Consider the following 21,081-nt stretch of genomic DNA (forward strand, 5'->3'; position numbering starts at 1 on the left):
GCGTGAAAGCCTCAGATTGCACCTGCGGGTTGCTTGCCGCAGTGCGGGGCTGGGTCTATCAAGGAAAAAACGCTGCGGTGGATGGGGCATATGCGTATTCTTCTAACCAATGATGACGGTATCAATGCGCCGGGACTTATCGCACTCGAGGCGATTGCTGCCGATCTGGCCGGACCGGGCGGTGAAGTCTGGGTCGTTGCGCCCGCTTTCGAGCAATCCGGCGTGGGGCATTGCATCAGCTACACGCACCCGATGATGGTTGCCAAGCTGGGAGAACGCCGTTTTGCTGCGGAAGGATCACCAGCTGATTGTGTCTTGGCCGGTTTGCACGATGTGATGAAGGACGCGCCACCCGACCTGGTATTATCTGGTGTGAATCGTGGGAACAACTCGGCCGAGAATACGCTGTATTCTGGCACAGTCGGGGGCGCGATGGAGGCGGCCCTGCAGGGGGTTCCGGCTATTGCCCTGTCTCAATATTTCGGTCCGCGCAATTTGGGGCTGGATGATCCGTTCGAATCCGCGACCCGATTTGGTGCCGAACTGGTTCGTAAGATACTGGGCGCGACGCCGGCAGAACAAGGCGATTACCGTTTGTTTTACAACGTCAATTTCCCCCCAGTGCCTGCGGATGAAGTACTTGGCACCCGGATCGCCCCTCAGGGTTATCGGCGTGACACACATTTCTCGGTCGAGCCGTACAGCTCACCTTCCGGGCGGCGGTTTCTGTGGATCAAGGGCGGGTATCAACACAACCCGACTGCACCTGGGACGGATGCTGCCGTCAATCTGGCAGGCTATATCTCGGTCACACCAATGCGTGCGGATCTGACGGCGCATGACGCGTTGGAAGCGTTAAAGTCGATCGAATGAGCGGACTGGACCCTGAAACAACCATGCAGTTCCTGTTTGCCCTGCGCTCGCGCGGAGTGACGGATGCTCGCGTGCTGGCAGCAATGGAGCAGATAGATCGCGGCAGATTTGTCAAAGGCCTGTTTGCAGAACGCGCCTATGAGGATACGCCGCTGCCGATTGCGTGCGGCCAGACGATCAGCCAACCGTCTGTCGTTGGGCTGATGACGCAGGCGCTGGAAGTACGTCCGCGTGATACCGTGCTCGAGATCGGGACCGGATCGGGCTATCAGGCCGCAATCCTGTCGAAACTGGCACGCCGGGTATACACGGTCGAGCGTCATAAGCGACTTGTGCGCGAAACCGGCCAGTTGTTCCGTGATTTGGGGCTGACGAATGTGACGGCAATGTTGTCGGATGGTTCGTTTGGTTTGCCCGAGCAAGCCCCGTTTGATCGTATCATCGTGACTGCAGCTGCCGAGGACCCGCCCGGGCCGCTCTTGGCGCAGCTCAAAATCGGCGGTATCATGGTCTTGCCGGTGGGGCAGTCGGATACGGTCCAGACGTTGATCAGGGTCCGACGCACCGAATCCGGTTTGGACTATGACGAATTGTTGCCTGTCCGTTTTGTGCCCTTGTTAGAAGGGCTTGGGAAGGATGGAGCTTAAAGGAATATTCTGCAAAATGCGCCGGAACCCCGATGAACAGGGGCAGGTGTCGAGGACAATAAAATGAGAGCAGTTTCCAATTCAGCAATGCGCCGCTGTGCGTTAGGAGTGGCTAGCCTTGCAATCCTGGCTGGGTGCGAAGGGCCGCTGGACTATGATCTTCGCGGACAGGTAGGCGGTTTTTCCACCGCCGAAGCAGCACAGTCGGCGACGACCAACCGGCCCGCTCCGGATGCCAGGGGTGTCATCACATATCCGACCTATCAAGTGGCGATTGCTCGCCGCGGTGACACTGTCAGAGACTTGGCCGCAAGGGTTGGTTTGCCTGAAGGAGAGCTGGCGCGTTTCAATGGTCTAATGCCTACCGATTCCCTGCGCGAGGGCGAAGTTGTGGCACTGCCCCAGACGGTCGGTTCCTCAAGCTCTGTCGATATTGCGACGATAGCTGGTACGGCAATCGACGAGGTCCCCGCAAATGGCTCGGTCCGTACATCAACGCTTGAACCCGCAAAACCTGCGGCGGCACCGGCACCAACCGGTCCCGAACCGATCCGCCACAAGGTGAAACGTGGTGAAACGGCATTTACAATTTCACGCCTCTATGACGTTCCCGTTGAGGCGCTGTCAGACTGGAATGGATTGGATTCCGATTTTACCGTCCGCGAAGGCCAGTTCCTTCTGATCCCGGTGAAAAGCCAATCCGCACCGCGCAAAGCTGCTGTGCCTGCAACGAATGTGACTCAGCCCGGCCAGGGGTCTCCGACACCGACTCCCCCAAGCGCGACACAGCCCTTGCCCGACGAAACCATTTCCCCGGCCACTCCGGCGCCTGATGTGACCGCCGAGGCACCAACAAACCAAAGTAATTCGGCGCTTGGGCTTCCTGTGAACGGTACGATTATCCGCACCTATCAAAAGGGAAAGAACGAGGGGATCGACATCGCAGCGGCCGCAGGATCGCCTGTAATGGCAGCAGAGGCGGGAACTGTTGCGGCGATCACTGCTGATGCAGATCAGGTTCCGATCATCGTTGTTAAACACAACAGTGATCTGCTGACCGTCTATGCCAATGTGGCAGATATCACGGTCAAGAAAGGGGAGCGCGTGCGACGAGGGCAGAAGATTGCCTCGCTGCGGAGCGGGGACAACGCCTATGTCCATTTCGAAGTGCGCAAAGGCTTCGAATCTGTAGATCCAGAGCCCTATCTGAAATGATAAGAATGGCCCCGTCAGGGCCATGCCGCTGGCAGGGATAATCCCAACCCGATGACGGCAGGGTTAAGCGTATGGGTCGTAATCGCTCAGACGCTTTCCCGGCTCGTCTGCAAAAATCTCGGGCAGGGGAAGGACGGTTTCGATCAGGTCAATTCGGAAGACCCGGAAACCATCGCGGAGTTCACACCAGGAAGTCAGCGTCCAGACTCGTCCCCAATACTCCATATGCAATGGCCGAATGGTGCGCTCGGTCAGCACGCCGTCGATCCTGCGGTAACTCAGACGTAATTTTTGTCGTGATTTGATGGCGGCGCGGATCGGGGCCATATGCGCCAGCCCGCGTGCGGCATCGGCAAAGGGGTATACCGCAAATTTCCAGCTGTCAGCCTCGGCAATCACCTGTGTCGGCAGCACGGCGTCGATCTTTTCAGCCAAAGACTCGGCGGCGGTTTTCAAGTCGGGGTCGGCGGCCTCGGCCACGATTGCCATGCCAAGGTTCAGCGCTTCCAGTTCGGCCGGGGTCAGATTCAGCGGGGGCAGGGTGATCTGCTCACGCACCATATAGCCGACGCCGCGCTCACCTTCGACGGGAACACCCGAGGCCACCAATGTATCCATGTCGCGATAGATCGTGCGAACCGAAACTTCGAGCCGGTCCGCGATGTCCTGCGCGCGGTGCAAGCCACCGTCGCGCAGGATCTGGATAATGTCGAACAGACGATCAGTACGGCGCATGACACGCCGCTCTGACCGGGGTTACGCGGTCATGTTCCATAGCACGTTCTCGTGGCGCATCTGCATGCCTTCGGGGTTGATCGCGGCGATCAGTGCGGGCGCAAAACCCTGCTGCGGGAACTGCGCAGCTGCGTCCTGTGCGGCCTTCATATCGGTCCAGATCACGTAGTCAGTCCAGCGCCCGTCTTCGCCTTGACTGAGTTGACGATGGGCAAACCCCGGAGCTGCGCGTACAAAGGCTTCGGACGCTTGGCTGAGTTTTACAAACTCTTCCGGGGTTGTCCCGTTGGCGAGGGTGAAGGTGACGATTTCTGCAACATGGGTCATGTGAATCTCCGTTGACCAGGTTTCGATACCGCCTACCTAGCCCCTATCAACTGACACAAACCTGTCAGTTGATCAATCCGAGGCCGTAAAAAACATCGGATCGGATCAAATTTGAACGCAGATTTGAACCAACTCACTTTTGCAGGCGGGCCAGCGGGCGTAGACACGGACCCAGATCACATTTCCGGCGTACGGTGCCGATGTTATAGGAGAAGAGAGATGCTCAACAATATTGGCCTTCCCGGCATTCTGCTGATCGCAGTTGTGGTTCTGGTGCTATTCGGCCGTGGCAAAATCAGCTCGTTGATGGGCGAAGTGGGCAAAGGCATTACGTCATTCAAGAAGGGCGTCAAAGAAGGCGCAGAGGAACTGGATCAGGACGCATCCGAGCTGGCCAAAGACGTCACGCCCGAGACCGACAAAGACAAGGTCTGATCCGGTATGTTTGATCTGGGCTGGACCGAGCTTCTGGTCATCGGCGTCGTTGCCCTGATCGTTGTGGGGCCAAAGGATCTGCCGGTTTTGTTCCGTAATGTCGGTCGTTTTGTCGGCAAGGCCCGTGGCATGGCGCGCGAATTCAGCAGTGCCATGAACGAGGCGGCGGATCAGGCCGGTGTGAATGACATCAAAAAAGGTCTCAACGCGGCCACCAACCCTGTAGGCAGCGCCATGGATGGTGTGAAAGAAGCCGCGCAGGACCTGGCCAAAAGTATCGACCCCACCAAGTTTGACCCCGATAGCGAGACCGGTAAGCTGGCCGCCGAACGGGCCGAACAGGCAAAGAAGATCCAGGCCTCGACCGCACGCGCTGCGGCCGAGCGGAAGGCGAAAGAAGCCGCCGACGCGCTGGCCAAGGCTGAAGAGGCCGAAGCCGCGCTGAAAAGCGAAGGCAAATCATGACCGACACAGACGAGATCGAAGACAGCTCGGCCCCATTGATCGAGCATCTGGCGGAACTGCGCACCCGGCTGATCCGCGCGGTCATTGCCTTTGTAATAGGCATTGTCCTGGCCTTTACGGTCGCGGAACCGATCCTGCAATTTCTGGTCCAACCAATCGAGGCAACGCTGCGCGATCTGGGCGATCCTTCTCCGACTTTGCAATATACCTCGCCACAGGAATATCTGTTTACGCTGTTCCGGATATCGATGGTGTTTGGTTTTGCGCTGGCCTTCCCGGTGATCTCCTATCAACTCTGGCGCTTTGTGGCGCCCGGTCTGTACAGGTCTGAGAAGGGCGCTTTCCTGCCATTCCTGGTCGCCTCGCCGTTCATGTTCCTGCTGGGGGCATCTTTTGCGCAGTTCGTAGTGACGCCGCTGGCCATGCAGTTCTTCCTGGGTTTTGCGGATGTCAGTTCGATTTTCGCCAATCTGTTGTCGGCGACAACCGGAGATGTTCCAGAAGAGATCGTGGTTGTGCCCGAAACCACCGAGGGCGTGAAGATCACGTTCTTCGGCAAGGTGAATGAATCGCTAGATATCACGCTGAAATTCATCCTGGCCTTTGGCCTGTGTTTCCAGCTGCCGGTTCTGCTGACCCTAATGGGCAAGGCCGGTCTGGTCAGCGCCGAAGGTTTGGGCAGTGTCCGCAAATACGCCATGGTGGGCATTCTGGTGCTGGCCGCCCTTGTGACACCGCCAGACGTGATCACTCAGATCATCCTGTTTGTCGTGGTGTATGGTCTTTATGAGGTGTCGATCTTCCTTGTCGCCCGTGTCGAGAGAAAGCGCGAAGCCGAACTGCGCGCAGAAGGATACTATGACGACGAAGAAGAGGCTGATGCCGATATCATCCACGAAGAAGACGGCAAATAAAGCTGCGATCAAGCAATGAACAGGCGCGCCCAGCCCGGCGCGCCTTTTTCATGCGTCGCACTTGTCGTGCCGTGCGGAACATGGTTTGAGACCCTGCAGACACGACCGGAGGCCCCAATGGATACACAAGCTCTGAACCGTATTGCCGACGCGCTGGATCGCATGGCCCCGGCGCCTCTGGCCGCGCCCGATTTCGCCGCAGCTCCGGCTTTTGTCTGGCATGTCGAACCCGACCGCCTGGAACCGGTTAAGCAGGTCAATCGGGTCGATTTGGATCTCTTGGTGGGTATCAACCGGTCTCGCGATACACTTTTGGACAATACACGCCGCTTTGCCGCGGGATTTAAGGCCAACAATGCACTGCTCTGGGGCGCGCGCGGTATGGGCAAATCCAGCCTTGTCAAAGCGGTCCACGGCACCCTGCAGAACGAACATCCCGATCTGAAACTGGTTGAGCTGCAGCGCGAGGATATGGGCTCGGTCGCGCGGCTGCTGAACCATCTACGTGCAGCGCCGCATCGGTTCATCCTGTATTGTGATGACCTGTCCTTCAGCCACGATGATCAGCACTACAAATCGCTCAAGGCAGTGCTGGACGGTGGCATCGAAGGTCGCCCGGAAAATGTGGTGTTCTACGCCACCTCAAACCGCCGCCACCTGATGCCGCGGGATATGATCGAAAATGAACGTTCCAGCGCCATCAACCCGTCTGAGGCCGTAGAAGAGAAGGTCTCACTGTCGGACCGGTTCGGGCTATGGCTGGGTTTCCATCCTTGCGATCAGGACGAATACCTTGCCATGATCGACCGCTATTGTGCTGCTTACGGCGTCTCGGTCGACGCAGACACCCTGCGCGCCGAAGCGATCGAATGGCAGGCCACACGTGGCGCGCGCTCGGGACGTGTGGCATGGCAATTCTTCGTCGATCTGGCCGGAAGAAACGGTGTTCACATCGCGTAATCCGCCGGCTTCATCTGGCTAAAAATACCTCCGCCGGAGGCATGGCCCAATGGGCCATTCCTAAAACAGAGCCAGAATGCGCGCCGCTTCATCTGCGGTGCTGGTCAATGCCTCCCGATCCTCACCGGGATGAAACCGGGCACGCACGGCAGTAGGCATGGCAGCCGGTTCCACGATGCTCACACGCGGCCCGGTGCGCTCAGTTTCCAGCGCCCAGCTACGGGCCAGAGCCATCTGCGCCGCCTTGGTGGCACCGTAGATGCCATAGAATTTCTCGCCCGCCTTCGGATCATCGAAAAACACCGCATGGCCGGCCTCACCCAGCAAAGGCGCAACATAGGGGATCAGGACCGACGTGGCGGTTGCGTTGGTGTTTATGGCTTTGGTCCATTCCTTGGGGTCAATGAAATGGGTCGGCGTCAGGGCCGAAGTGTGAACCGCAGTATGCAGCCACAGGTCCACCTTGCCCCAGCGATCATGGATGCCACGACACAGAGTGGCCATCGCATTCGGGTCGGCAATGTCCATAGGGGCCAGGGTGGCTGAACCGCCCTTTGCTTTGATGCGGTCGTCCAGTTCTTCCAACCCGCCGGTGGTGCGGGCGACAGCGACGATGTGGTACTTTGGTGCCAGCGCCTCGGCCAGGGCAGCGCCCAGCCCGCGTGAGGCCCCGGTGATGAGGGCGATTTTAGTCTGATCGGTCATGACTGCGGTTTGAACCCAAGCGCGCAGCGCGTCAAGACAGGATTAGCTGCCCGGGATCGCTATGCGCGTCGTCTGACCGCTTTGTCGCAGCATGATGCCCTCGGCATCAATGGCCACAATAGTACCTGAAGACACACGGCTGCCCAGCTTGACCTCTTTGACCCGGCCAGAAGACATCCGCATCAGCGCGCGCATATCGGCCTTTGGCCCAAACACCCCAAGCAGGGTGACAGAGTTTTTGCTAAGCGCGCCCTGTTGCGTGGCCGCGCTTGTGACGGTTTTGTTTGACATAGAGTGCGGCTGCGGCACACGGCCCCAACCCCTTTTGATGAGTGGTTGGAGGCGGACTATCAAACGCAACAAGGGAACAAAAGGTCCGGTGAATTGTCCGTTCCGTCACTTTCAAAAGGCAGTCGGTGAACCCATTGCGATTGCATTTCCTTCGCCAAAAAGTTGTGCGCGGAAACTAAGCGAATTTACACCGATGCAGTCGGAAACCGCCCGGCTTGAACCGGGCAGAGAGCTACCGATTCGCCGGGAACTTATCCCGAAGCCAGCTTGGCCGCGTTCCAGGATCCGCCGGGCACCTGCATGTCTTCACGTTTCTTACTAACGCGTGAACTGCTCTCGAGCGTATCCAGATAGTCTTTGCTGACGCTTCCGGTGATGTATTTTCCGTCAAAACACGAACAGTCGAACGCTTCGATTTCTGGATTTCCTTCCTTGGCGGCCCAGATCAGATCGTCCAGATGCTGATAGATCAGGGCGTCTGCACCCAGCTCTTGCCGGATTTCCTCGACCTCTTTGCCATGGGCAATCAGCTCATGTTTGGTGGGCATGTCGATGCCATAGACATTCGGGTATTTCACCGGCGGTGAGGCGCTGGCAATGTAGACCTTCTTGGCTCCAGCCTCGCGGCACATTTGCACAATCTTCTTGATCGTGTTCCCGCGGACGATGGAATCGTCGATCAACAGAACATTGTGGCCGTCAAACTCCAGCGGAACCGCATTCAGTTTGCGGCGCACGGATTTCTGACGTTCGGCCTGACCGGGCATGATGAACGTTCGTCCGACATAGCGGTTCTTTACCAGTCCTTCGCGATAGGGAATGCCGGTGATCTTGGCCGCCTCAAGCGCGACCGGGCGGGCGCTGTCTGGGACCGGGATGATCCGATCAATCTCAAGCCCTGATTCCTGGATCTGTTTGGCCAGCGTCTGCCCCATACGCATCTGCGTTTTATAGACAGAGACGCCGTCCAACAGAGAATCCGGACGCGCGAGATAGACATATTCAAAGATACAGGGTGTCAGCTTGCCTTCGACCGCCTGGAATTCGTGCATGTCGCCGTCCAGGTCGATCAGGATCGCTTCGCCAGGGCGCAGGTCGCGCATCTTGTTGAAGCCGTTGATGCCAAAGGCCACATCTTCCGAGGCAAACGCAAAGTCGTCGCCACCGCTTTCGGTTTCGCGGATGGCCACCGAGAGCGGGCGAATTCCGTGCGGGTCGCGGAAGGCCAGCATTCCGACACCTGCAATCAGGCAGATCACCGAATAGGCGCCCTGTACCCGTTCCATCGTCATCTTCACACCGGCAAAGATATTGCGAATGGGCTCGGCGTTGCCATTGACCTTGATTGCGTCAGCGACCTTGTCCGCCAGAACGTTCAGCAGAATTTCCGAATCTGACGTTGTGCGCAGGTGGCGGCTGTATTTTCCAGTGACCTTCTCACGCTGTGCGGCAGTGTTGGTGATATTGCCGTTATGAACCAGGTAGATGCCATACGGGGCATTCACGAAGAATGGCTGCGCCTCGGCCGCGCTGAGCGACCCGGCGGTCGGATAGCGCACATGGCCAATGCCGACCTTTCCAAGCAGGGTATCGGCGTCCTGAGCGTTAAACACGTCCTTGACCAGCCCGTTGGCTTTCTTTTCGCGGAAGAACTCTCCGGTATACGTGACGATACCCGATGCATCCTGACCCCGGTGCTGTAGCATCAGAAGCCCGTCATAGATTTCCGCAAACACATCATGTGTTTTGCTTGCGATCCCCAAAATCCCACACATGTACGGGCTCCAAATTACTATGACGATTTAAGTTGTGGCGGTGTTCGGAACATCAGCATGGCGGTGTCTTTGCCTGATACTTCCCATAGATCTTGGGATGCAGACGCGCCCTGGTCGCAAGCGGCAGGCGCGAAAGAAAACAGATACAGCAAGATCGGCAGCTCCGATTCCATGTCAGTTCGGACTTCACATAAAGCCTTACGGAGGCTGTGTCATCAAAGGATCACATTTGCGATTTGACGCAGGTGGAATTTGCCACAATGGCCGAACAAAAGGTGACAGGTTTCGCAGCTTGTGCTGTCATAGAGGAAACAATCCGAAACAATAGTTTCTTCAAGCCAAGCGGATTTCAGACATGTGGCAAAACAATCAAGGTCAGAAAAAGCAAGAACCGGTAAAACGCCGGTGCCACCGATGCCGTGGAATGGGGCGCGCACCCTGTCAGATTTGCGGAGGCGCAGGTGAAGTGATCAAAAGTCGGGACATTTTTGGCAAGCCCGTCATGTCCCGTTGCGAGGGGTGCTTTGGTCTGAAAAACATCAGATGCACTGTTTGCGCCGGAGAAGGGTTTGTCTAAGCCGAATTGAAAAAGCCCGGCTTTGACCGGGCTTTTGCTTTATTCCGTTGCAGGTGCTGCAGGGGCGGCAGGTGCGTCGGATGGATCGGCGCTTTCACCACAGCTGGCTACCAGTTCTTCATATTGGGATGTTACCCACCCCAGCGCGGCTTCGGGGTTTTGCTCTTCGATTTTGTCGCTGAATTGTTCGAACACTTTGGCTGACCGGCTTTCGTCGACGATGGTGTAGGATTGGCCCGTCATGACTGTGTCATAGACGAAGAAGGCAATCGCCACCAAAAGGATGCCGCGCGCGATTCCAAAGAAAAACCCAAGTGCCTGATCCAAGCCGCCCAGTGCAGACCGTTGCACAAGAGATGAGAACAGTGGGGTGAATATACTAACCACGATCAGGGCAATGGCAAACACGCCAGCGAACCCGGTGATAACCGACAATTCACAACTGTCGCGCAGGAAATCTCCGACAACGGGGATTTCTTTGACCAGTGGAACGGCCTGTGGTGCGAAAATGAATGCCAAAACTGCCGCCGCAACCCATCCCGCGATCGCGAGAATTTCCCGCAACAGGCCACGGGAATAGGCCAGCAGACCCGATATAACGATGATCAGGGCAACTACCCCGTCAATTATTGTAAAACCTTCCATGGCCCTCGCCCGTAATTTTTTCTGCCCCTCAAGGCGTTACCTTAACCTGCTCCGAAGGTTTCGCCAACAAACCCTACCAAATCAGAGGGCCGGGTGAGTGTCAGACCTGCCACAGTACCGGTTTTCCCGCCTGCCGGAGCTATGGCGGATGTGAAACCAAGTTTTTGGGCTTCTTTCAACCTGTTTTCTGTCTGAGGGGCCGGTCTAAGTGCCCCGGACAACGAGATTTCTCCGAAAACGACGGTGTCCGTTGGCAGGGCTGTGTCCTCGCGCGCGCTGAGTAGCGCGGCAGCAACGGCAAGGTCCGCGGCTGGCTCGGTGATTTTAAGCCCGCCTGCGACGTTGAGATAGACATCAAGCCCGGCAAAGGGGATGCCGCAGCGGGCTTCGAGCACGGCAAGGATCATTGCCAGCCGTCCGCTGTCCCAGCCGACGACGGTTCGGCGAGGCTGAGAGTGGGGGGATGGGGCAACCAGCGCCTGAAGCTCAACCAGAACCGGCCGTGTCCCTTCGATACCTGCAAAAACGGCCGATCCAGGGCTGGGCTTGCCGCGTTCAGATAGAAACAGGGCCGACGGGTTTGTGACTTGTGCCAGACCCTTGCCTGTCATCTCGAACACGCCAATCTCATCGGCTGGACCAAACCGGTTCTTGACCGCGCGCAGAATGCGGAACTGATGCCCGCGTTCGCCTTCGAAATAAAGAACGGTATCAACCATGTGTTCAACCACGCGGGGGCCAGCGATCTGACCATCTTTGGTGACATGGCCAACCATGATGATTGAAACTCCGTGTCGTTTCGCAAACGTGGTCAATTCATGTGCTGCGGCGCGGACTTGTGACACTGAACCCGGTGCGCTGTCGACGTTGTCGGCCCACATGGTTTGAATTGAGTCGATGATTGCGAGACCGGGTTTCTCGGCTTCCAACGTGGTGAGGATGTTACGCAGGTTGGTTTCGGCGGCCAGTTGCACAGGCGCATCTTCAAGCCCTAACCGGCGCGCGCGCATCCTAACCTGCGCGCTGGCTTCCTCGCCCGAGACGTAAATGGTTTTCACACCTGCACGCGAGAACCGGGCCGCGGCCTGCAGCAAAAGGGTGGATTTGCCGATGCCCGGATCCCCACCTACCAGTAAGGCCGAGGCGGGGACGAGTCCGCCTCCCAGCACGCGATCCAGCTCCTCGACCCCGCAGAGCGTGCGGGGAGGGGGAGTTTCCTCGGTCGACAGGTCCGTGAGTGTGATGGACTGGCCACGCTTGCCGCCGAGGGATTTTTTGGCCGGGCCAGCCGAAAGGGGTACGTCTTGCGTGATGGAATTCCATTCACCGCAACCGTCACAGCGCCCGGACCACCGTGAATGAGTGGCACCGCAGGCCGAGCATGAAAAAGTTGTCTTTGCCATGGCGCCCTTGGTGCCCGAGGAATGGCGGTTCTTCAAGCCCTCGTGGGCCTTCATCTCCGCCGGTAGCGCGCCATATCCTCAGGCCCGTTTGGGCCATCGTCCAAGGCGGGCGCTGTGCGCCTATTCGGCGGCGCGGGGCGGTGACATGGCTATGACGCTGGACGGTCTGGAACCGGCGTCCTTGGGTTGCTGCAGCTGCGCCGACAATTCCGGCAACAGTTCGAAAAGTTCGTCGCGCAGACGGGTTAGCTGAGAACGAGCAATGGATTCCTCGATTTCAACATCATGGGTCCACTGGCGCAGCTCGTGCTGAATGGTTTGTGCCTCTTCCAGCCGTTGCTGAAACAGTTCGATCTCTTCCTGGCGTTGCTGCAGGAATGTGCGGGCACGGGCGATGCGGGTATCCCCGTAAGTTTCGGCCAATTCTTGGCTGATCTGGCTCATTTGCGCGGCCAACTCCAGAATCTCTGGTTCGAGCGATTGTAGGTTGGGATGTTGGCGCAGGAAGGCCATCCGCTCTTTGACCGCATCAAATTCGGACGACAGGATAAATGCCCCGCTGCGGTCCTGCGCATGGGCCAGCTGATAGGCATGGGCGATGTCGTGCATGTTCAGCGCAAATTTACGGTGCGCGTTTTCCAGGGCCATCATCCGGGCATTCGCAGGAAGGTAGAAGGCCAGCATCAGGATCAGAGCGGTCAGGCCAATCTGAACATAGATCCCGGCGTCTATGATGGTACCGCTCGCCAGTCCGGCTTGCATGGAAAGCCATGGCAGCACGCCCAGGGCGGATAGCAAAGTGGTTGCGACGGCCAGAAAAGCCGCGGAACAAATCAGAAAAAATGTCAGTCGTAAAAATGCGTTTTGAAACTGTAATGTTAACGTGTGGAGTGCGGTCATGTTCGACGATCTCCTTCTCAAACCGATACATATCGGGCCGAAGCGGACAAAGGTTGAACATAATTTTTGATCCGCTACGGACCGATCACTACAAGAAACTGGCTGCTCGAAATATTAAGATGATACTCAGATAAGTGTTTTCAATCAATTAGGTCTGATGATTTCGTGATCTGGATGTCATCTCGGTAATAATACCCAAGCCAATTGAGGCCAGAATACAGGCCGTAAACAGGTAAAGCCCCCAGGCGGTTTCGATGGTCGCGTAAGAGATGCCCTTGGCCAGAGTGATATAGAGCGCGATCAGGAAAATGTCGGCCATCGCCAGCTTGCCGAGGATGTTCAGCGCAGGTTGAACGCGCGCATCCAGCAGGTCCCATTGGATCAGGGCGGTGCCGATGGTTTTCAGATAGGGGGCAAAAAGGGCGAAGACGGTGACGATCAGCGCGAGGAAGATATCGGACTTCCAAAGGGACTGGAGCCCGGTGATGACGCTGATTTCGCTGAGGCCGAAGATGGGCAGAAACCCCGCGCGCATCAGCGGAGCGAACCACGCGATGGGGTAGAGGATCAGCAGAGAGAGGGTGACGAGGCGGAGGGTCATTTGCTCCATCGAAGTTCAAGCGGGAACATAATTTTAGGGCTTAAGTGTTTTTTGGTTGAGCTTTCTTCTTCGAATTCCCTCGTTTTAGCTGAAAAAACTCCCAGAACATATAAAAAACAGTAAGTGGAAGGACGACTATTAGGGCAAAATCGGCTTGCCTAGAATAAGCAGAATCATAGTACCAGTCGGGATAAAGAAACTTCCAAACTATAACCGGCGAGATACTGGCGATCAAACGAAGCGGAACCGAATAGTGGGTCACAAACTCTTTTGCCAGTAATAGAAACGTTTTCAAGTTCTTGTTCTTCCGAATATTCTGGTTGTTCAGTTTTTGTATTGCGAGAGGTTCTCCAAAGAATGAAGCATGAGAAACTAAATCGATAAAGCAAATTTCTGTGGAAACTGATTACATTCCTTGATGCGTCCCTTGCGCGATCACCGCACCGCCTCAATCGGCCCTTCCGCACTCCCACTGATGAACTGTTCCACATAGGGATCGCCCGAGGCGTCCATCTGCCCGACGGGGCCGGTCCATTGGATAACGCCTCCGTGCAGCATGGCGACGTTGTCGGCAATCGCGCGGACCGAGCTCATGTCGTGGGTGATGGTCATCGCGGTGGCGCCCATTTCGGTAACGATCTCGCGGATCAGGTCGTTGATGACACCGGACATGATGGGATCAAGGCCGGTGGTGGGCTCATCGAAGAAAATGATCTCGGGCTCGGCGGCGATGGCGCGGGCCAGGCCTACGCGTTTTTGCATACCGCCCGACAGTTCGGCCGGGAAACGATCGGCCACATCCGCTTTCAGACCCACGCGGCGCAGTTTCTCGATGGCGATCTCGCGCGCCTCGTCCACGGGACGTTTGAGCGAGCCGCGCAGCAGGCGGAAGGCGACGTTTTGCCAGACGGGCAGCGAGTCGAACAGCGCTCCGCCCTGAAACAGCATTCCGAACCGGGCCAGAAAGGCATCGCGGTCGCCTTTGGTGGCGTCTTTACCGTCTACATAGACCGTGCCGCTATCAGGTTTGATCAGGCCAAGAACGCATTTCAGCGCCACCGATTTGCCGGTGCCCGACCCGCCGATGATGACCATCGAGGTGCCCTTGGGGATCTCGATATTGACGCCTTTGAGGACCTGATTGGACCCAAAGGCTTTATGTACACTCTCCATCCGGATCATATCGAGAAGAACACCCCTGTCAGAACGAAGTTTGCAGCCAGAATCATGATTGCGGCGGCTTCGACCGAGGATTTGGTCGCAGCGCCAACGCCCTGCGCGCCCCGGCCCGAATTCATGCCGTAGTAACAGCCCATGGTCGCCGTGATCAGGCCAAATGCCGCGCCCTTGGTAAGCGATGAGACGATGTCATGAAATTCGAGGAAATTCATGGTGTTTTGCAGGTAGGCCGCGGCGTTGAAGCCCAGGCTTTGGGTCGCCACGATATATCCGCCCGCAATGCCGATCACATCGCCAACCGCAACCAGAATCGGCACTGTGATGACGGCGGCCAGCACCCGTGGAGCGGTGAGGTACTTCATCGGATGCGTGGACAAAGTTACCAGCGCGTCGATCTGCTCGGTCACTTTCATGGTCGCAATTTCCGCAGCGATGGACGATGTGACCCGCGCTGCAATCATCAGACCACCCAGAACAGGCCCAAGCTCGCGCACCATGCCAATCGCTACGATTTGTGGCACCACAGCTTCGGCATTGAAACGCGCACCACCTGCATAGATCTGAAGCGCCAATGCACCGCCAGTAAATATCGCCGTCAGGCCGACCACCGGCAGGGACATCCAGCCGATATTCATCAGAGCGACCGCAAATTCGCGCGGATAATAGGGGGGGCGGAAAATATGTGAAATCGCGTCTACAAAGAACAGAGCGACCTTGCCGAAATTTGCAAGCAAAGACAGGGCTGTACGTCCCAACCCGCCCAGCATTGAAAGAGGGTTCATTCGATATAGCCCCGAGAGTAGCGCGCGCCTAGAGATGTCAGAATTTCATACCCGATGGTGCCGGCGGCCTCGGCCAGATCATCCACTGTCTGGTGGCCGTTGAGAATACGCAGGCGTTCCGGATCCTCGGGCAGATCCGTTACGTCGATGGTGATCAGATCCATTGAGATCCGGCCAACGACGGGGCAGGGCCTGTCCGCCACAAATGCATCAATGCCGCCTCCGATAGCGCGGTGAAGCCCGTCCGCATACCCGGCCGCAACCGTGGCGATACGGGATTTGCGCCGCGCGACCCAGCTATTGCCGTATCCCACGCTTTCGCCGGGCTCGACCTCGCGCACCTGAATGACCGGAAGGTCGACGGTGACGACGGGTTTCGCATCGGCAAAGGGTTGTCCGCCAAACATCCCGATACCGGGACGGCAAAGGTCGAAGTGATAATCGCTGCCCAGAAGGATACCGCCGGTGGCCGCAAGCGATCTGGGGGCCGCACTTCCATCAGTCAATTCGTGGAACACCCGCAGTTGGTGGCGATTCATCGGGTTGTCAGGTTCATCCGCACAGGCGAGATGCGACATCACCAGCGACGGATTAAGCGGCTCGATCTCTGTGCGCAACGCGGCCCAGTCCGCAGGCTCAATCCCCAAGCGATTCATGCCGGTATCCAACTGGATTCCAAAGGCGTGTTCAGGCAAGGTTTGACGATGGCGGCGGAACTGTTCGGACGAATTCAGCAAAGGCGTCAAATTGTGTTGGCGCAGAAGGTCGCTGTCGCCTTCCATATGTCCAGAAAAAACACTGATCGTTGCGTCGGGCCCGACAGCCTCGCGCACGGCAGCGCCTTCTTCGGCGGCCGCGACAAAGAAATTTCTGACACCTTCTTCAGCAAGTGCGGCAGAGACAGGACCAGCGCCCAGGCCATAGGCGTCGGCCTTGACCACGGCACCCGTTTCACAGGACGTCTTTGCATCAAGCGCCTGCCAGTTGCTGGCCAGCGTATAAAGATTGATCGTTAAGCGTGCAGTACTCATGCGTCTGTTCATGACATTGGATCGCGTCAGGTCAAGGGGGGTCGCAGCGATAATTGACCTGTACGTTGCGCATAACGGCACCTTGAGGCCGGGAAGCGGGTTGAAACAGCGTAAATCTGCGTATTGATCATCTGAGGGCAACAAATCACTATTGAGCGCACATCGTGGTCAACCATGATCGGGTCAAGGTGATCGTTCACTAATGCCCAAGGGGGCCTGTTGGGATGAAAACATGATTGAACTCTCGTTTGGGTACAAAAACCAGAGCAGTAGGTTGCCTGATTTCTTTTATGATGTGTTCTCTGCTTCAGAGGGGGCCGAGGAAGGACGGGCCATACAATCTTTGATCAGGGAATTGCTAAAAACCGAGCCCGATCAGGATCTGCAGGGATGTGTTGCGACTGATGGGGGCGATCTTCTGGGATGTATCATGTTCTCGCGCCTGACCTTTGATCAGGATCCGCGACGGGTGTTTCTGATGTCGCCCGTGGCCGTGCGGACGGATCGGCAACAGGGTGGGGTCGGGCAGAAGCTGATCACCTTTGGTCTGGACCAACTGCGGGCCCAAGGCGTCGATTTTGCAATAACCTACGGAGATCCGTCATATTACGGCAAAACCGGTTTCCTGCCCATTTCTGAGGCATTCGCTCAGCCGCCAATGCCGCTTAGCCAGCCGATCGGATGGCTAGGGCAATCTCTGTCTGGTTCACAGGCTGATCCAATGGTGGGGCCGTCACGCTGTGTTTGTGCATTTGACCGGCCCGACCTTTGGTGACGGTCAGTAGCCTTCGATCTGACCGTCCTGCTGCCAGGGTTTGACGAGGTTCCCAAAGCGGGTGAACTGTGCTTCGAAGGACAGCTCGACCGTACCGATGGGGCCGTGGCGCTGTTTGCCAACGATTACTTCGGCCTTGGCGTGCAGGCGTTCCATGGCCTGCTTCCACTCTTCCATCTTCTCCAACTCATGATCGCCGGGCTTTTCACGTTCTTTGTAGTATTCCTCGCGGAACACGAACATCACCACGTCAGCATCCTGTTCGATCGAGCCTGATTCCCGCAGGTCGGACAGTTGAGGGCGCTTGTCGTCTCGGTTTTCAACCTGCCGGGATAGCTGAGACAATGCGATGACCGGGATGTTCAGTTCCTTGGCAATGGCTTTCATACCCATCGAAATCTCAGCGATTTCGTTGACGCGGTTTTCGGCCATGCCGCGGCACAACTGCAGATAGTCGATCACCAGCAGGTCCAGACCGTGAGTCCGCTTCAACCGCCGTGCACGCGCGGCGAGCTGTGAAATCGGTAGTGCCGGGGTGTCGTCAATGAACAGCGGGCAGGCTTCCAACTCCTTGGCCGCATCAACAAAGCGGCGAAACTCACCCTCGGTCATGTCACCCTGGCGGATCTTGTGGCTCGAGATTTCCGAGGCTTCGGCCAGAACCCGGCCCGCCAACTGCTCGGCGCTCATTTCCAATGAGAAGAACCCGACAACGCCGCCGTCAATCGCGCCTTCGGTGCCGTCGGGTTTCAGCCCGCGCTTGTACGCTTTGGCCACGTTGAACGCCACGTTTGTCGCCAATGAGGTTTTCCCCATCGACGGACGCCCGGCCAGAATGATCAGGTCGGACGGGTGCAAGCCACCCAACTGTTTATCCAAATCGGTCAGACCGGTGGAAATCCCGGCCATTCCACCACCGCGCTGATAGGCCTCGTTGGTGACGTTGACAGCCTCGGTGACCGCCTTGAGGAAGGATTGAAACCCTTGTTCGGTCTGGCCTTGTTCAGACAGCTGATACAACTGCTGTTCAGCCTCGACGATCTGTTCCTTGGGCTCGCTCGCCACATCGACCCGCGCCGCCTTGTCCGAGATATCGCGGCCAAGCCGGATCAACTCGCGCCGGATGGCAAGATCATAGATCATCTGGGCATAGTCATGCACCGCAAAGGCGCTGATCGAGGCCCCGGCCAGCTTGACCAGATAGGCCGGACCGCCCAGTTCTTTCAGGCCTTCATCCTCGGCCATGAAAGATTTCAGCGTGACGGGCGAGGCCAGCGCATTCTTGGCGATACGGGTCGAGGCGACCTCGTAAATACGCGCATGAACCGGATCATAGAAATGCTCGGCCCCGATGATCGAGGCGACCCGATCATACAGATCATTATTGGTCAGGATCGCACCCAGAAGCTGTTGTTCAGCCTCAATAGAATGCGGCATGGTATCGGCGTTTTGGATCTGTGCCGCTGCCTGCTCGATGCTGCTTATCTCGTTCATTTTGTCCCCGCTGCCCGTCCCGAGGTTCTATACGCGAAACGCCATTGCAAGCTATCTGGAAATACCTGTGGCTAACTGGGGGTAAGGCCTAGGGATAACTTTCCAGACAGTTTGGACGATGTGGTGTGCTTGGCCTATTATGTAGGAAAGCGGGGAAAAGTCACCAGATATCGTATATGCTCAGCCGATTCTTTGGCGCTTATCCCCAATCCATCCACAACAGGTTTAGGAAGGTTTGTTGGTCTCTTGCCAGCCGCGCGGGTCGTTCAGGAAGGCTTCGACACCGTCAAGTGTTTCCGTATCAAAGGCTTTCTGCGCTTTGGCCTCGGCCAGAACATCCCACCAGGTGCACAGCGAATGCAGTTTCACCCCATGATCACCCAGAGTTTTCTCGGTTTCTGGGAAGATCCCATAATAGAAAATCACCGCGGTATGCCCGCAGGTCGCGCCGGTTTCGCGGATCGCATCGACGAAGGACAGCTTGGATCCGCCATCGGTGGTCAAATCCTCGACCAGCAACACGCGTTCTCCCTCGCTCATCGCGCCTTCGATCCGCGCATTTCGTCCATAGCCTTTGGGCTTTTTACGCACATATGTCATCGGCAGGGCCATGCGTTCAGCGACCATCGCGGCAAAGGGAATGCCCGCAGTTTCGCCGCCAGCGATATTGTCGAACGCTTCAAAGCCCGCATCCCGCATCACTGTAACGGTCAGGAAATCCATCAGAGTAGACCGGATGCGCGGGTACGAGATCAGCTTTCGGCAGTCGATATAGGTCGGGCTGGGCAGTCCACTGGCCAATGTGAATGGCTCGCGCGAATTGAAGTGAACAGCCTTGATTTCCAGTAGCATCCGCGCGGTCAGACGGGCGATTTCGGTGCTGTCGGGAAAGGAACTGGGGATCATGGCGGGACCTCTGAGCTGAAAAACCTTCGGGGCTGATAGCCTGCTGCTGCTGCCAGAGTCGAGAGGGCAGGCAAAAGAAAAGCGGGCCCGAATAGGGCCCGCTGTCAGCTTGCACAATGTGATGCGCTTAGCTGCTCATGTCATAGGCGCGTTCGCCGTGGACCGACAGGTCAAGGCCGTTGGTCTCGGTCTCGGCATCCACACGCAGCGGCGTGATGGCTGAGACCAGCTTGATCAACACAAAGGTCACCACCGCGGTAAAGATACCCACGATTGCCAGACCGCCCAGCTGTGCGGTCCAGGTACCCATGCCGAACAGGGCGATCATGATTGTGCCAAAGATGCCGCCAACGCCATGCACCGCAAACACGTCCAGCGTGTCGTCGATTTTCAAAATGTTGCGCATGACATAGACCGCTTCCTGACACAGGATACCTGCGACTCCGCCGATGATCAGCGCCTGAACCGGGCCGACAAAGCCCGACGCCGGGGTGATCGAGGCCAGACCAGCGATGGTCCCGGTCACAAGACCCACCATCGAGGCTTTGCCAAAGCGAATTTTCTCCCACAAGGCCCAGGTTAGGGATGCAGTGGCCGCCGAAAGATGCGTCACGGTCATCGCCATCGCGGCACCGCCATCTGCAGCCAGTTGCGAGCCGCCGTTGAAGCCGAACCAGCCGACCCACAGCATCGCAGCGCCGATCATGACATAGCCTGGATTATGCGGGGGCGTTGTGCGGTGAAGGCGCGGGCCGAGTACGACAGCAATGATCAAAGCGGCCAGACCTGCCGTTTCATGCACCACGATGCCACCGGCGAAATCTCGCACACCTGTCTCGCCAAAAATGCCGCCATCGCTCAGCATTCCGCCGCCCCATATCCAATGGACCACGGGCGCATAACACAGCAGCATCCACAGGGCAGAGAAGGTCAGAACAAAGCCAAAGCCAACCCGCTCGACATAGGCGCCGACGATCAGGGCGGGGGTGATAATGGCAAAGGTCATCTGGAAGGCAAAGAACAGAATTTCGGGCAGGGTGCCGGCCAGGCTGTCGGCATCAACACCATTCAGAAAGGCCTTGTCCAACCCGCCCCAAATCCCGCTTTCACCGGGGCCGAAGGCGATGGAATATCCTGCGACCAGCCAGAGAATGCTCATCAAGCAGGCGATGCTAAAGCAGTGCATGAACACGCTCAGCACGTTGCGGGCGCGTACAAGGCCGCCATAGAAGAGGGCCAGGCCCGGAAGTGTCATGAACAGGACCAGTGCGGTTGCTACTATGATCCAGGCGGTATCGGCTCCATTCATCAGCCACTCTCCTTTTCAGAATGCGTGGCGGGGCTTGAAGCGGATTGCGACTGGGGAAAAAAGAGGCAGAGCCCAAAAAAGCAGCCTATTTCAGGGGCCTTTTTTGAAGAGTTGATTAATTGGGCGTCAAATTGTCG

23 protein-coding genes are annotated in these 21,081 nt (G+C 57.3%); 8 read left to right on the plus strand and 15 right to left on the minus strand.

Annotated features, from left to right (window positions below):
• Positions 1-90: 90 nt before the first annotated feature.
• From surE to AC2FIP_RS02050, 3 genes are all read left to right on the plus strand, one after another.
• Positions 91-873 (plus strand): 5'/3'-nucleotidase SurE, encoded by a 783-nt coding sequence (gene surE / locus AC2FIP_RS02040; RefSeq protein ID WP_496785006.1) that lies wholly within the window; start codon positions 91-93, stop codon positions 871-873.
• Positions 870-1,520 carry a protein-L-isoaspartate(D-aspartate) O-methyltransferase gene (locus AC2FIP_RS02045; protein ID WP_142633458.1) on the plus strand — a complete coding sequence of 217 codons (651 nt, stop codon included), beginning with the start codon at positions 870-872 and terminating at the stop codon, positions 1,518-1,520. Before surE ends, AC2FIP_RS02045 begins: the two co-directional genes overlap by 4 nt.
• Positions 1,521-1,583: 63 nt before the next feature.
• Positions 1,584-2,735: a peptidoglycan DD-metalloendopeptidase family protein gene (locus AC2FIP_RS02050; RefSeq protein WP_496785007.1), complete on the plus strand. Its 1,152-nt coding sequence runs from the start codon at positions 1,584-1,586 to the stop codon at positions 2,733-2,735.
• Positions 2,736-2,798: 63 nt separating this feature from the next.
• On the opposite strand, the gene AC2FIP_RS02055 is transcribed toward AC2FIP_RS02050, so the two are convergent.
• Positions 2,799-3,470 (minus strand): helix-turn-helix transcriptional regulator, encoded by a 672-nt coding sequence (locus tag AC2FIP_RS02055; RefSeq protein WP_496785008.1) that lies wholly within the window; start codon positions 3,468-3,470, stop codon positions 2,799-2,801.
• Positions 3,471-3,491: 21 nt separating this feature from the next.
• Positions 3,492-3,797, minus strand: a complete 306-nt coding sequence (locus AC2FIP_RS02060; protein WP_142633465.1) for a hypothetical protein — start codon at positions 3,795-3,797, stop codon at positions 3,492-3,494.
• Between the two features lie 219 nt (positions 3,798-4,016).
• Here AC2FIP_RS02060 and AC2FIP_RS02065 point away from each other — a divergent pair, with 219 nt between their 5' ends.
• From AC2FIP_RS02065 to AC2FIP_RS02080, 4 genes are all read left to right on the plus strand, one after another.
• Entirely contained in the window at positions 4,017-4,232 is a 216-nt protein-coding gene (locus AC2FIP_RS02065) for a twin-arginine translocase TatA/TatE family subunit (RefSeq protein WP_142633467.1), read from the plus strand.
• Between the two features lie 6 nt (positions 4,233-4,238).
• Positions 4,239-4,697, plus strand: coding sequence for a Sec-independent protein translocase protein TatB (tatB, locus tag AC2FIP_RS02070; RefSeq protein ID WP_496749652.1), 459 nt, complete (start codon positions 4,239-4,241; stop codon positions 4,695-4,697).
• Entirely contained in the window at positions 4,694-5,611 is a 918-nt protein-coding gene (tatC, locus tag AC2FIP_RS02075; protein WP_142633471.1) for a twin-arginine translocase subunit TatC, read from the plus strand. Before tatB ends, tatC begins: the two co-directional genes overlap by 4 nt.
• Positions 5,612-5,728: 117 nt before the next feature.
• Entirely contained in the window at positions 5,729-6,571 is an 843-nt protein-coding gene (locus AC2FIP_RS02080; RefSeq protein WP_496731754.1) for an ATP-binding protein, read from the plus strand.
• Positions 6,572-6,631: 60 nt separating this feature from the next.
• Here the strand turns inward: AC2FIP_RS02080 and AC2FIP_RS02085 are convergent, their stop codons facing one another.
• From AC2FIP_RS02085 to alr, 10 genes are all read right to left on the minus strand, one after another.
• Positions 6,632-7,276, minus strand: coding sequence for an SDR family NAD(P)-dependent oxidoreductase (locus AC2FIP_RS02085; protein WP_496785009.1), 645 nt, complete (start codon positions 7,274-7,276; stop codon positions 6,632-6,634).
• Between the two features lie 42 nt (positions 7,277-7,318).
• Positions 7,319-7,567: a hypothetical protein gene (locus tag AC2FIP_RS02090; RefSeq protein WP_496688283.1), complete on the minus strand. Its 249-nt coding sequence runs from the start codon at positions 7,565-7,567 to the stop codon at positions 7,319-7,321.
• 251 nt (positions 7,568-7,818) lie between these two features.
• The gene (gene purF / locus AC2FIP_RS02095) at positions 7,819-9,342 is read right to left on the minus strand and encodes an amidophosphoribosyltransferase (protein WP_496785010.1); all 1,524 of its coding nucleotides are present in this window, start codon (positions 9,340-9,342) and stop codon (positions 7,819-7,821) included.
• A 616-nt stretch (positions 9,343-9,958) separates the two neighbouring features.
• On the minus strand, positions 9,959-10,564 hold the full coding sequence (locus AC2FIP_RS02100) for a CvpA family protein (protein ID WP_496785012.1): 606 nt from the start codon (positions 10,562-10,564) through the stop codon (positions 9,959-9,961).
• A 41-nt stretch (positions 10,565-10,605) separates the two neighbouring features.
• Positions 10,606-11,967, minus strand: a complete 1,362-nt coding sequence (gene radA / locus AC2FIP_RS02105) for a DNA repair protein RadA (RefSeq protein WP_142633484.1) — start codon at positions 11,965-11,967, stop codon at positions 10,606-10,608.
• 120 nt (positions 11,968-12,087) lie between these two features.
• On the minus strand, positions 12,088-12,867 hold the full coding sequence (locus AC2FIP_RS02110) for a DNA repair protein (protein ID WP_496785013.1): 780 nt from the start codon (positions 12,865-12,867) through the stop codon (positions 12,088-12,090).
• A gap of 148 nt (positions 12,868-13,015) precedes the next feature.
• Positions 13,016-13,468, minus strand: a complete 453-nt coding sequence (locus AC2FIP_RS02115) for a paraquat-inducible protein A (protein ID WP_142633488.1) — start codon at positions 13,466-13,468, stop codon at positions 13,016-13,018.
• A gap of 435 nt (positions 13,469-13,903) precedes the next feature.
• Positions 13,904-14,650 carry an ABC transporter ATP-binding protein gene (locus tag AC2FIP_RS02120; protein WP_281972002.1) on the minus strand — a complete coding sequence of 249 codons (747 nt, stop codon included), beginning with the start codon at positions 14,648-14,650 and terminating at the stop codon, positions 13,904-13,906.
• Positions 14,647-15,429, minus strand: a complete 783-nt coding sequence (locus AC2FIP_RS02125) for an MlaE family ABC transporter permease (RefSeq protein WP_142633494.1) — start codon at positions 15,427-15,429, stop codon at positions 14,647-14,649. The genes AC2FIP_RS02120 and AC2FIP_RS02125 overlap by 4 nt, the downstream gene beginning before the upstream one ends.
• Positions 15,426-16,460: an alanine racemase gene (gene alr, locus AC2FIP_RS02130; RefSeq protein WP_496785014.1), complete on the minus strand. Its 1,035-nt coding sequence runs from the start codon at positions 16,458-16,460 to the stop codon at positions 15,426-15,428. The genes AC2FIP_RS02125 and alr overlap by 4 nt, the downstream gene beginning before the upstream one ends.
• A gap of 232 nt (positions 16,461-16,692) precedes the next feature.
• Here alr and AC2FIP_RS02135 point away from each other — a divergent pair, with 232 nt between their 5' ends.
• On the plus strand, positions 16,693-17,235 hold the full coding sequence (locus AC2FIP_RS02135) for a GNAT family N-acetyltransferase (RefSeq protein WP_496785016.1): 543 nt from the start codon (positions 16,693-16,695) through the stop codon (positions 17,233-17,235).
• Positions 17,236-17,238: 3 nt separating this feature from the next.
• On the opposite strand, the gene AC2FIP_RS02140 is transcribed toward AC2FIP_RS02135, so the two are convergent.
• The 3 genes from AC2FIP_RS02140 to AC2FIP_RS02150 form a co-directional block, all read right to left on the minus strand.
• On the minus strand, positions 17,239-18,729 hold the full coding sequence (locus AC2FIP_RS02140; RefSeq protein ID WP_496706049.1) for a replicative DNA helicase: 1,491 nt from the start codon (positions 18,727-18,729) through the stop codon (positions 17,239-17,241).
• 225 nt (positions 18,730-18,954) lie between these two features.
• Entirely contained in the window at positions 18,955-19,635 is a 681-nt protein-coding gene (locus AC2FIP_RS02145) for an orotate phosphoribosyltransferase (RefSeq protein WP_496695630.1), read from the minus strand.
• Positions 19,636-19,762: 127 nt separating this feature from the next.
• The gene (locus AC2FIP_RS02150; RefSeq protein WP_496785017.1) at positions 19,763-20,944 is read right to left on the minus strand and encodes an ammonium transporter; all 1,182 of its coding nucleotides are present in this window, start codon (positions 20,942-20,944) and stop codon (positions 19,763-19,765) included.
• Positions 20,945-21,081 lie beyond the last annotated feature (137 nt).

The sequence above is a fragment of the Ruegeria sp. CDSB114 genome, from assembly GCF_059611025.1.